The sequence below is a fragment of the Streptomyces sp. MH60 genome (assembly GCF_002939385.1).
Lineage (GTDB): Bacteria > Actinomycetota > Actinomycetes > Streptomycetales > Streptomycetaceae > Streptomyces.
In genome coordinates this window covers 25999-38538 of record NZ_MULI01000019.1, presented here as the reverse complement: position 1 = coordinate 38538, position 12540 = coordinate 25999, and the positions used below count along the sequence as shown (strand labels likewise).

The window sequence follows — 12540 nt, the reverse complement described above, 5'->3', positions numbered from 1 at the left end:
CCGCTCAGGCTCCGGGGCGTACGACGCCGAGGACGGGCATGGAGGCGGCCGGCGCGGTCGTGATGTTGCGGCCGGGCCGTGGTGCGTGGACGATCTGTCCGCCTCCGATGTACATGCCCACGTGGGTGGCGTCGTTGTAGTAGATGATCAGGTCTCCGGGACGGGCCGAGGACAGGCTGACGCGGGTCAGGCCGCGCCACTGCGCCTGCGAGGTGCGGGGTATCGGGTGCCCGGCCGCCGCCCAGGCCGCGGAGGTGAGTCCGGAGCAGTCGTACGACGACGGTCCCACGGCGCCCCACACGTACGGTTTGCCGATCTGCGCCATCGCGAAGCCGACGGCCTTCGCGGCCGCTCCGCTCGCCTGCGTCCCGCCGCCCGGCGCCGATCCGTTGCCCTTCCTCTTCCCCTTCCCGGAGCCCGCGGGGGAACCGCCGGGGCCGGTCCAGCGGGCCTCGGCCTGCCGGGCACGCTCCCGTTCCAGCGCGGCCAGCCTGCGGGTCTGCTCCTCTTCGAGGCCCGCCTCGATCCGCTCGGCCGTGGCGATCTTCTTCTCGATCTTCTGCTTCGCCGCGGCCTTGTCCGCGCGGCTGCTCTTCAGCTCCCGCAGTTCCTTCGTGGCGGCCTCGGTCTGCTCGCTCAGCTCCTCGCGGGCGGTCTTCTGGTTCTCGGAGACGTTGACCAGGCCGCGCATGGCCTGGCGGGCCTGGGACGCCTCGTCGAGGGCCTGGTCCGGGTGGTCGCCGAGCAGCAGCTGGATGCCGGTGGCGGCGAGGTCGCCCCCGCGGTACTGGGTGCGGGCGGCCGCGCCGGCGAGCTCGCGCAGATCCTTCACCCGCTGCTCGGCACGGGTCAGGTCCTTGCGGAGGGTCGTCAGCCGCTTCTCCTGTTTGGCCGCCTTCTCGTTGGCGGCGTTGTACGCCTCGGTGGCCACCTCCGCCTCGCGGTAGAGGCCGTCCAGTTCGGCGCGGATGCCCTCGATCGACTTGCCGGCGTGCGGGTCGGGTTCGCGCGGCGCCGCGTGACCGGGGCCGGGCGACAGGAGGATCGCGCAGACGAGGGCTGTGGTGGCGCCCCGGCTCAGTAACCGTCTGCCGCCGGTCGACACGTTCATGAGCTCCACTTTCAGAGGTCGCGTGCGGGCGGCTCAGACGGACGGCTGCCGCCGCGGTCCGCCACCGCGGGTCACGCGGTGGGCCGTTCGAGCCTTGAACACACTACCTTCCCCCGAACGGCCCACCACGGTCTCCCCACACGTGTCAGCTTGCTCACACGCCCCTGTTCATCGAGCGGTACTCAGTTGCGCCAGGTGTCGTTCAGGCTGGTCTTCGTGGTGTTCACCGTCGCGGTGCGGTTGGCGCCGCTCTCCCAGGTCACGTTGCCCGCCGCGTCCTTGCGGAGGTACTTGTACGCGAAGCTCGTGCCCGCCGGGAGTTCCACGTCCCGCTTCCACAACGGGTAGGCGGCCGGGTCGAGTTCGAGGGCGCTGTCCGGGTTCCAGTTGCCGAGTTCGGGCCGGTTGCCGGTCACGTAGATGTGCTGGCCCCAGCTGGTGGTGGCGTCGACCGCGAAGGAGGCGCCGGAGGTGACCGGGTCGGGGTCGCCGGGTTGGCTTCCGCCGTCACAGGTGCGGGCGCCCGTGTGCAGGGCCACGGCCGTGTCGGCGGCCAGGGTGGCGGTGAACCGGCCTGCCCCGTCGACCGTGACGCCCTTGCCCGACTGGACATCGCAGTAGGCACCGGCGGGCAGCGACGTCTGGAACGTACGGGTCAGCGAGGAGCCCTCGTGGTTGATGGCGACGTACGCCTTGGAGCCGCGGCCGAAGGCGATCCGGTCGCCGCCGTTGTCCCACCAGTCGGTCACGGCCTGGCCGCGGGCGGCGTTGCGGAGGCCGACCATCGAGGAGATCTCGCGCCAGGCGTGCTGGCACTTCCAGCCGTCGCTGTAGCAGGCGTTCACCTGCCCGCCGTTCGGCGGTCCCGCGTCGTGGTCGGTGAACTCGTAGCCGGAGTGGACGTCGGGGCTGCCGTACGGCCAGGCCAGCATGAACACGTGCGCCAGCGTGTAGGCGGCGCCGTCCTTGTAGGTGAGCGTCTCGCCGTTGCGCTCGGTGTCGTGGTTGGTGACGAAGACGGCTGCCTTGTCCGAGGGCAGGTAACCCCAGGACTCGCCGAAGTCCTTGAGGTACGCGAGGTTCTCGCCGTTGAAGACCCGCTTGAGGTCGCGGGCGTAGCGGAACTCCTGTACGTCGCCGCTGCCGAGGTACTCGGTCGGGGAGACCGCCTCGCCGGCGCCGTAGATCGCCTCGTGCTTCCAGTACACGTCGGGGTTGGTCAGCCGGGACTTGATGTTGGCGAGGTCGGCGGCGGCCATGTGCTTGGCCGCGTCGATGCGGAAGCCGTCGACGCCGAGGGACAGCAGGTCGTTGAGGTAACCGGCGATCCTGCCCCGTACGTAGTCCTCGCCGGTGTCCAGGTCGGCGAGGCCGACCAGCTCGCACTCCTGGACGTTGAAGCGGTCGCCGTAGTTGCTGATCTGCGAGGTGCAGTTGTCGAGGTCGTTCGAGGAGTAGACGCCGGGATAGCCGTACTTGGTGTACGACGAGCCGCCGGTGCCCGTGCCGCTGCCGGCCGACATGTGGTTGACGACCGAGTCGGCGACGACCTTCACCCCGGCCGCGTGGCAGGTGTCGACCATGCTCTTGAACTGGGCGCGGTCACCGAGCCGGCCCGCGATCCGGTAGCTCACCGGCTGGTACGAGGTCCACCACTGTCCGCCCTGGATGTGCTCCTGGGGCGGCGAGACCTGGACGAAGCCGTAGCCGGCCGGTCCGAGGGTGTCGGTGCACGCCCGGGCGACGGAGGCGAACTTCCACTCGAACATCACCGCGGTGACGTCCTTGTCCCCGGGCGGGGCCGCCTGGGCCGGTGCCGCGGTGGCGAGGAGGCTGCCCGCCACGCCCGCGGTGAGGGCGAGGGCCGTGGCGGTGACTCTTCGCGCTGTGCTGGTGTTCCCGTGCATGGAGCCTCCCGTGTGAGGATGCGGGTGTCCCGAAGCGCGGTGCCGGGGGTGCCTGGGGAGTCGGCACACGCTTGCAATGCGTTGCAGCAAGAAGACTGCAAGAGGTTGCGGTCGTGACCGTAAGGGCGGCGTTCAACTACGGTCAACCCCTTGGACATGCCGCTTCGAACCCTTGACGGCACCGCTGCGCACGGGTAAGTCCGCGTGGCCGTAAGAGCTTTCTGCAACTTTCCGTTCGCCTTCCGGAGTGAGGGCCTTCGCACGAGGACGAGGAGACGGGGCGCGATGACCGACTGGGCCGCCTGGACGCGCGGGCGGGGACGGGTGCTTGCCGGGGTGGCGGTGGTCACCGCGCTGCTGCTCTCCTTCCACGGGGCCGTACCCAACCGCGCCGGGAGGCTGGGGAGTCTGCTGGAGTCCTTCCTGCCGTGGCTCGGCGTGGTGGTCGTGGTACTGCTCGTCCTGGCGCTGGTGCGCCGTTCGGCGCTCGCCCTGTCGGCCCTGCTCCTGCCGGTGGCCGCCTGGACGTACCTCTTCGGCGGGCTGCTCCTGCCCGCGCCGGAGCCCGGCCCCGACGACCTGGTCGTGGTGCAGCACAACGTCAGCGACGAGAACACCGATCCCGCCGGCACGGCGCGCGCCCTGGCCCGTGCCGAGCCCGACCTGGTCGCACTGGAGGAACTGGTGCCGCCCGCCCTGGAGGTGTACGCGAAGACCCTGGCCGCCGACTATCCCCACCGGGCGGTCCGGGGCACCGTCGGACTCTGGTCGAGGTATCCGCTCACCGGCTCCCGTTCCCTCGACATCAAGCCGCGGGGCATCGAGGAGACGTGGGAGCGGGGGCTGCGGACGGTGGCGCACACCCCGCGCGGTGACGTGGCCGTCTACGTCGCGCACCTGCCGTCGGTCCGGGCGGGGGCGAGCGGCCTCGCGTCGTCCCGGCGGGACGAGAGCGCCGGTCTGCTGGGCGACGCCCTCGCCGGGGAGGAGCTGCGCAGGGTGGTCCTGCTGGGCGACCTGAACGGCACGGTCGAGGACCGGGCGCTGCGTCCCTTGACCGACGCGCTGAACGTGGCCGAGCGGGGCCTCGCCTTCAGCTTCCCGGCAGGATTCCCGCTGGCCCGGATCGATCAGGTGATGGCCCGCGCCGGGACCGTCGGCGCCGTCCGGACCCTGCCCGCCACCGGCAGCGATCACCTTCCGGTCGCCGCCCGGGTCATCTGGGACTGAAGCAAACCGCTTGCGGTGTTTGCGTTAGCCTTTCGGGCGTGACGCGACGACTTGCTCAGGTGGCGAAGAAGGTTGGGGTCAGCGAGGCCACGGTCAGCCGGGTCCTCAACGGCAAGCCGGGGGTGTCGGAGACGACCCGGCAGTCCGTGCTGAGCGCCCTGGACGTCCTGGGCTACGAGCGGCCCACCCAGCTGCGCGGTGAGCGCGCCCGGCTGGTCGGCCTGGTCCTGCCCGAGCTGCAGAACCCGATCTTCCCCGCGTTCGCCGAGGTCATCGGCGGCGCGCTCGCCCAGCAGGGGCTGACTCCGGTGCTGTGCACGCAGACCAAGGGCGGCGTCTCGGAGGCCGACTACGTCGAACTGCTGCTGCAACAGCAGGTCTCCGGTGTGGTGTTCGCGGGCGGTCTGTTCGCGCAGGCGAACGCCCCGCACGACCACTACCGGCTGCTCGCCGAGCGCAACATCCCCGTGGTGCTGATCAACGCGTCGATCGAGAACCTCGATTTCCCGTGCATCGCCTGCGACGACGCCGTCGCCGTCGAGCAGTCCTGGCGGCACCTGGCATCGCTCGGCCACGAGCGCATCGGCCTGGTGCTCGGCCCCTCCGACCACATCCCCTCGCGCCGGAAGCTGGCCGCCGCCCGAGAGGCGGCCCGGGCCGCCGGCTCGGAACTGCCCGAGGAGTTCGTCGAGCGGGCCATGTTCTCCCTGGAGGGCGGCCAGGCAGCCGCCACCCGCCTCCTGGAACGCGGCATCACCGGCATCATCTGCGCCAGCGACCCCCTCGCCCTCGGCGCCGTCCGCGCCGCCCGCCGCCATGGACACCACGTCCCCCACGACGTCTCCGTCGTCGGCTACGACGACTCCGCCTTCATGACCTGCACCGAACCACCCCTCACCACCGTCCGCCAACCCATCGAAGCCATGGGACGCGCCGCCGTCGACCTCCTCTGCGCCCAGATCCAAGGCACCGAAGTCCCCCACGGCGAACTGCTCTTCGAACCGGAACTCGTCGTCCGCGGCTCCACCGCGCAGCCGGCCGCCGGCTAGCGGCACTCATCCCCTCCGCACCGCAAGTTCCTTGCGGGAAATGACAGTGACTTGCGGCTGCCCGACGTAGCCCGTGAAAGTCGCTGATCCGGGGCATGCCCCGACGACTGCCCGGTTCTCACCGACCTCGTCGGGCGCTGCCGCGCGCCGACTTTCCGCTGCTCACCCTGTGGACGCCTCAACATTTCTCTGCAACTCTGCGAGCGCTCAGCGTAAATGTCAGCGAACATTGAGTGTCTACCTGATGTGGGGACAGATGAGAAACCGGCACTGGAGATCACGTGCCCTGTGCACCGTGGTCGCGACCAGTCTCCTGGCGTTGGGAGGACCGCTGCTGTCGGCCACGGCAGCCGGTGGACCCAACATCGCCGTGGGGGACGCCACGGCGGCGAGCAGCTCGCACGGCGAGTACGGCGCCGCCAACATCACCGACGGCAACCAGGGCACCTACTGGCAGAGCGGCGGCAGCAGTCTGCCGCAGTGGGTGCAGACCGACCTCGGTGCCACCGAGCGGATCGACGAGGTGGTCCTGAAGCTGCCCGCCGGCTGGGAGCGCCGCGATCAGACGCTCTCCGTCCAGGGCAGCGCCGACGGCACCGGCTTCAGCACGCTGAAGACGTCCGCCACCTACGCCTTCGCTCCCGGTTCGGGCAACACGGTCACCGTGTCCTTCCCCGCCGCCCAGACACGGTTCGTGCGGGTGGACATCACGGCGAACACCGGATGGCAGGCGGCTCAGCTCTCCGAGCTGGAGGTGCACGCGGCCGGCGAGTCGTCCGTGAACCTCGCCGCCGGCCGGCGGCTGACGGCGAGCAGTTCCACGGGTGCCTACACCCCCGGCAACGGCAACGACGGCAACAAGGCCACCTACTGGGAGAGCGCCAACAACCAGCTGCCGCAGTGGCTCCAGGCGGACCTCGGCTCCTCGCGCCGGGTCGACCGCGTCGTCCTGCGGCTGCCGGACGGCTGGCCGACCCGCAGCCAGACCCTGAAGATCCAGGCCAGTGACAACGGCTCGGACTTCACCGACCTGACCGCCGACAAGGCGTACACCTTCGACGCGGCGGGCGGCCAGTCGGCCACGATCACCTTCGACGCGGCCACCGCACGCTACCTGCGGGTCCGGGTGACGGCCAACACCGGCCAGCCCGCCGCCCAGGTCGCCGAGCTGGAGGTCTACGGTCCCGAGACGGGTGACACCCAGGCACCCACGGCCCCGGCGAACCTCGCGTTCACCGAACCGGCCACCGGGCAGATCAGGCTGACCTGGAACAGGTCCTCGGACGACACGGCCGTCACGGGATACGACATCTACGCCAACGGCGATCTGCTGACCTCGGTCGCCGGTGACGTCACCACCTACACCGATACCAGGCCGGCCGGCACGACGGTCACCTACTACGTGCGCGCCAAGGACGCGGCCGGAAACCAGTCGGGCAACAGCAACCCGGTCACCCGCCGCGCCGACACCGGCGACACCCAGGCGCCCACCGCGCCCGCGAACCTCGTCCTCACCGAACCGGCCGCCGGGCAGATCAAGCTGACCTGGACCGCCTCCACCGACGACAAGGGCGTCGCCGGCTACGACGTCTACGCCAACAACCAGCTGCGCGAGAGCGTCGCCGGTGACGTCACCACCTACACCGACACCCAGCCGGCGTCGGCGAACGTGACCTACTTCGTGCGGGCGAAGGACGCGGCCGGCAACCAGTCGGGCGACAGCAACTCCGTGACCCGCACCGGCAGCGGCGGCGACGGCTCGAACCTGGCCGTAGGCAAGCCGATCAGCGCCTCGTCCGTCATCCACACGTATGCCGCCGAGAACGCCAACGACAACAGCACCTCCACCTACTGGGAGGGGGCGGCGGGCAGCTACCCGAACACCCTGACCCTGAAGCTGGGCGCGAACGCGGACGTCGACCGCGTCGTCCTCAAGCTCAACCCCGACACCAGCTGGTCGAGGCGCACCCAGAACATCCAGGTGCTCGGCCGCGCCCAGGACGCGTCCGGCCTCACCTCGCTGGTGGCCGCGAAGGACTACGTGTTCGACCCGGCGAGCGGCGGCAACAGCGTGACGATCCCCGTCGGCGAACGGGCCGCGGACGTCCAGCTGAAGTTCACCTCCAACACCGGTGCGACCGCCGGGCAGCTCGCCGAGTTCCAGGTCATCGGCACCCCGGCGCCCAACCCGGACCTGGAGGTCACGAAGCTGACCACGTCGCCCGACTCCCCCGTCGAGTCCGACGAGATCACGGTGTCCGCCACCGTCCGCAACGGCGGCGCCGCGGACGCTCCGGCCGGCAAGGTCGCTCTCCGGCTGGGCGGCACCAAGGTCGCCGCCGCCGACGTGCCCGCCCTCAAGGCGGGTGCGCAGAGCACGGTCAGCGCGTCCGTCGGGGCACGTGAGGCCGGTTCGTACGAACTGAGCGCGGTCGCCGACGAGGCGAACGAGATCATCGAGCAGAACGAGACCAACAACACCTACACGCGGCCCGATCCGCTGGTCGTCAAGCCGGTGCAGAGCTCCGACCTGGTCGCCGCCGCCGTCACCACCTCACCGTCCAGTCCGGCCGCCGGTGACGACGTGACCTTCAAGGTCGCCCTGAAGAACCAGGGCACCCGGGACTCCGCGGGCGGCAGCCACGCGGTGACCGTCGCCCTGCTCGACGCCAAGGGTGTCACCGTCAAGACCCTGACCGGCGCGCACTCCGGTGTCATCGCGGCCGGATCCACGGCCCCGGCCGTGAGCCTCGGCACCTGGAAGGCGGCCAACGGCTCCTACTCCCTGAAGGTCACCGTCGCCGACGACGCGAACGAACTGCCGGTCAAGCGGGAGAACAACACCTCCACGCAGCCGCTGTTCGTCGGGCGCGGCGCGAACATGCCGTACGACATGTACGAGGCGGAGGACGGTACGGTCGGCGGCGGTGCCGCCGTGGTCGGCCCCAACCGCACCATCGGCGACATCGCGGGTGAGGCGTCCGGCCGCAAGGCCGTCCACCTCGACAAGACCGGCGAGTACGTCGAGTTCACCACGAAGGCGGACACCAACACCCTGGTGACCCGCTTCTCGATCCCGGACGCGCCGGGCGGCGGCGGCATCGACGCCACGCTCGACGTCTACGTCGACGGTGTCATGACGAAGGCGCTGCCGCTGACGTCGAAGTACGCCTGGCTGTACGGTGCCGAGGCCTCGCCGGGCAACTCCCCCGGTGCGGGCGCCCCGCGGCACATCTACGACGAGGCGCACCTCATGCTGGGCGAGACCGTCCCGGCGGGCAGCAGGATCCGGCTGCAGAAGGACGCGGCCAACACGTCTGACTACGCGATCGACTTCGTCAACCTGGAGCAGGTCTCCGCGCTGCCCAACCCCGACCCGGCGGCGTACGCCGTGCCGGCCGGGTTCACGCACCAGGACGTGCAGAACGCGCTGGACAAGGTCCGCATGGACACCTCGGGCAAGCTGGTGGGTGTGTACCTGCCGCCCGGCGACTACCAGACGTCGAGCAAGTTCCAGGTGTACGGCAAGGCGGTGCAGGTGATCGGCGCCGGTCCCTGGTTCACGAAGTTCCACGCGCCCGCCACGCAGGACAACACCGACATCGGCTTCCGTGCCGAGGCGACCGCGAAGGGTTCGACGTTCGCGAACTTCGCCTACTTCGGGAACTACACGAGCCGCATCGACGGACCGGGCAAGGTGTTCGACTTCTCCAACACCTCGGACATCGTGATCGACAACATCTGGAACGAGCACATGGTGTGCCTGTACTGGGGCGCCAACACCGACCGGATGACGATCAAGAACTCCCGGATCCGGAACATGTTCGCCGACGGCATCAACATGACCAACGGCTCCACCGACAACCTGGTGTCCAACAACGACGCCCGGGCGACCGGTGACGACAGCTTCGCGCTCTTCTCGGCGATCGACGCGGGCGGCGCGGACATGAAGAACAACCTGTACGAGAACCTCACGACGACGCTGACCTGGCGTGCCGCGGGTCTGGCCGTCTACGGCGGATACAACAACACCTTCCGGAACATCCACATCGCGGACACGCTGGTCTACTCGGGCATCACGATCAGCTCGCTGGACTTCGGCTACCCGATGAACGGCTTCGGCACCGATCCGACGACCTTCGAGAACGTGTCGATCGTCCGGGCCGGCGGGCACTTCTGGAACGGGCAGACCTTCCCCGGCATCTGGGTGTTCTCGGCGTCCAAGGTGTTCCAGGGCATCAGGGTCGACAACGTCGACATCGTCGATCCGACCTACAGCGGCATCATGTTCCAGACGAACTACGCGAGCGGCCAGCCGCAGTACCCGATCAAGGACACCGTCTTCACCGACGTCTCCGTCACGGGCGCGCACAAGAGCGGTGACGCGTTCGACGCCAAGTCCGGTTTCGGCCTGTGGGCCAACGAGATGCCCGAGGGCGGGCAGGGACCGGCGGTCGGTGAGGTCACCTTCAACGGACTGAAGCTCAGCGACAACGCCGTGGACATCCGCAACACGACGTCCACCTTCAAGATCATCCGTAATCCGTAGAGCCCGGTCCGCAACGGGGTCCGACAACGATTGATGTCGGACAGGCCACTGACTGGCGCAAGTCTCTTGCGAGACTTGCGCTAGTCTTGCGTTCGTGACACGACGACTTGCTCAGGTGGCGAAGAAGGTTGGGGTCAGCGAGGCCACGGTCAGCCGGGTCCTCAACGGCAAGCCGGGGGTGTCGGAGACGACCCGGCAGTCCGTGCTGAGCGCCCTGGACGTCCTGGGCTACGAGCGGCCCACCCAGCTGCGCGGTGAGCGCGCCCGGCTGGTCGGCCTGGTCCTGCCCGAGCTGCAGAACCCGATCTTCCCCGCGTTCGCCGAGGTCATCGGCGGCGCGCTCGCCCAACAGGGGCTGACTCCGGTGCTGTGCACACAGACCAAGGGCGGCGTCTCGGAGGCCGACTACGTCGAACTACTGCTGCAACAGCAGGTCTCCGGGGTCGTCTTCGCCGGCGGCGGGCTGTTCGCCCAGGCGGACGCCCCGCACGACCACTACCGGCTGCTCGCCGAGCGCAACATCCCCGTGGTGCTCGTCAACGCCTCCATCCCCGATCTGGGCTTCCCCTGCGTCGCCTGCGACGACGCCGTCGCCGTGGGCCAGTCCTGGCGGCACCTGACATCGCTCGGCCACGAGCGCATCGGCCTGGTGCTCGGCCCCTCCGACCACATCCCCTCCCGCCGCAAACTGGCCGCCGCACGGCAGGCCGCCGAGGCGGCGAACGGCGTCCTGCCCGACGCCCACGTGGAACGGGCCATGTTCTCCCTGGAGGGCGGCCAGGCAGCCGCCACCCGCCTCCTGGAACGCGGCGTCACCGGCATCATCTGCGCCAGCGACCCCCTCGCCCTCGGCGCCGTCCGCGCCGCCCGCCGCCACGGACACCACGTCCCCCACGACGTCTCCGTCGTCGGCTACGACGACTCCGCCTTCATGACCTGCACCGAACCACCCCTCACCACCGTCCGCCAACCCATCGAAGCCATGGGACGCGCCGCCGTCGACCTCCTCTGCGCCCAGATCCAAGGCACCGAAGTCCCCCACAGGGAACTGCTCTTCGAACCGGAACTCGTCGTCCGCGGCTCCACCGCACAGGTCTCCGGCCGGTAGCGGGTTCCCCGACCTGCGAGACACTGTCAAACATTTACGAAATCAGCGCGAGATATTGCGTTCACTTGTTCACGGTGGTTGAGTGTGCGGCGCCCCACAACGCATCGGCGGTGGGGCGCCTTCCACGTTCATGCCCGAAGGGGACCACCCATGAGAAGTGCTCGGTTCCGCCGTACTCGCCGTGCCGGCGCCATCACGCTCGTCTCCGCTCTCACCCTGACCGCTCTCGCCGCCTGCGGCACGAGCAGCAGTGACGACGGCGGCGGTTCCGAAGGCGGCAGCGGGTCCTCCGACCCGGCCGCTCCACTGGACCCGAAGACCAAGGTGACGCTCACCATCGACTGCATGCCGCCGAAGGCGAAGGCGGCCGAGCTGAAGGAGTGGCAGGAGGACGTCGAGGAGTTCAACAAGACCTACCCCAACGTCACCATCGAGGGCCGCTCCACCCCCGGCCAGTGCCTGGAGCCGCCGCGCTTCACGGCGATGCTCAAGGCCAAGTCCCAGCCCGACGTCTTCTACACCTACTTCACCGACCTGCCCCAGGTGCTCGACAACGACGGCGCCGAGGACATCACGGCCTACGTCAACGACAAGACCGTCCCGGCGCTGAAGGACATCGACCCGAACGTCCTCGGGTCGCTCAAGCACGAGAACAAGCTCTACGGCCTGCCCACGAGCAACTACACGATGGGCCTGCTGGTCAACCGCAAGCTCTTCGAGCAGGCCGGTCTCGACCCGGACACCCCGCCGCGCACCTGGGACGAGGTCCGCACCGCGGCCAAGAAGATCTCCGGCCTGGGCGACGGCATCGCCGGCTTCGGCGAGTACAGCGCGGGCAACACCGGCGGCTGGCACTTCACCGCCCAGATGTACAGCCGCGGCGCCGCGGTCGTGGACGAGAGCGGCAAGAAGGCGGCGTTCAACAACGAGGTGGGCAAGGAGGTCGCCGAGAACCTCCACGCCATGCGCTGGGAGGACGAGAGCATGGGCAAGACCCAGCTGCTCAAGTGGGGCGACCTGCAGAAGCAGATCGCCACGGACAAGCTGGGCATGTTCCTCGCCGCGCCGGACGACATCACGTACATGGTCCAGCAACTCGGCGCCGACTACGAGAACTTCGGCATGGGCCCGATCCCGGGCGAGAAGAACACCCTGGCCGGCGGCAACAGCTACATGATCAAGAAGGGGATCTCCTCCGACAAGATCAAGGCGGCCGTCGCCTGGCTGAACTTCGAGAACCTGACGGTCGGCAAGGGGCAGTTCGACTGGGCCCGCAAGAAGACCGACAAGCTGCCGGTGGGCCTGCCGCAGCCCAACTTCTGGCTGAACGAGTCGAAGAAGAAGGACGACGCCGCCCGCGTGGAGCACGCCACCATGCCGGTCGAGAACTTCAAGTCGTTCATGGACAACCCGGTCCCGGGCCTGGCCGAGCCGCCGAAGGCCCAGGAGGTCTACAAGGTCCTGGACAACGTGATGTCCGGCCTCCTCACCAACGAGGACGCCGACGTCGACAAGCTGCTCTCCAGCGCGGAGCAGCAGGTCGACCAGGTTCTGGCCACGCAGTGACCGGCTCCCTCGGGGGGCGG

General features: G+C 69.5%; 7 protein-coding genes. 5 read left to right on the top strand and 2 right to left on the bottom strand.

The features are described from left to right. Positions 1–4 precede the first annotated feature (4 nt). Together BZZ08_RS14945 and BZZ08_RS14940 are read right to left on the bottom strand one after the other, a co-directional pair. Positions 5–1111, bottom strand: coding sequence for a C40 family peptidase (locus BZZ08_RS14945; RefSeq protein WP_104632698.1), 1107 nt, complete (start codon positions 1109–1111; stop codon positions 5–7). A 182-nt stretch (positions 1112–1293) separates the two neighbouring features. Next, the gene (locus BZZ08_RS14940) at positions 1294–3018 is read right to left on the bottom strand and encodes a carbohydrate-binding module family 20 domain-containing protein (RefSeq protein ID WP_104632697.1); all 1725 of its coding nucleotides are present in this window, start codon (positions 3016–3018) and stop codon (positions 1294–1296) included. A 285-nt stretch (positions 3019–3303) separates the two neighbouring features. Here BZZ08_RS14940 and BZZ08_RS14935 point away from each other — a divergent pair, with 285 nt between their 5' ends. From BZZ08_RS14935 to BZZ08_RS14915, 5 genes are all read left to right on the top strand, one after another. Then, positions 3304–4248: an endonuclease/exonuclease/phosphatase family protein gene (locus BZZ08_RS14935; RefSeq protein ID WP_241965477.1), complete on the top strand. Its 945-nt coding sequence runs from the start codon at positions 3304–3306 to the stop codon at positions 4246–4248. Between the two features lie 38 nt (positions 4249–4286). Continuing rightward, positions 4287–5297: a LacI family DNA-binding transcriptional regulator gene (locus BZZ08_RS14930; protein ID WP_104632696.1), complete on the top strand. Its 1011-nt coding sequence runs from the start codon at positions 4287–4289 to the stop codon at positions 5295–5297. 256 nt (positions 5298–5553) lie between these two features. Continuing rightward, on the top strand, positions 5554–9846 hold the full coding sequence (locus BZZ08_RS14925) for a discoidin domain-containing protein (RefSeq protein ID WP_198601482.1): 4293 nt from the start codon (positions 5554–5556) through the stop codon (positions 9844–9846). Between the two features lie 94 nt (positions 9847–9940). Further along, the gene (locus BZZ08_RS14920; RefSeq protein ID WP_104632694.1) at positions 9941–10954 is read left to right on the top strand and encodes a LacI family DNA-binding transcriptional regulator; all 1014 of its coding nucleotides are present in this window, start codon (positions 9941–9943) and stop codon (positions 10952–10954) included. A gap of 150 nt (positions 10955–11104) precedes the next feature. Beyond that, positions 11105–12520, top strand: a complete 1416-nt coding sequence (locus tag BZZ08_RS14915) for an extracellular solute-binding protein (RefSeq protein WP_104632693.1) — start codon at positions 11105–11107, stop codon at positions 12518–12520. The last annotated feature ends 20 nt before the right edge of the window (positions 12521–12540 follow it).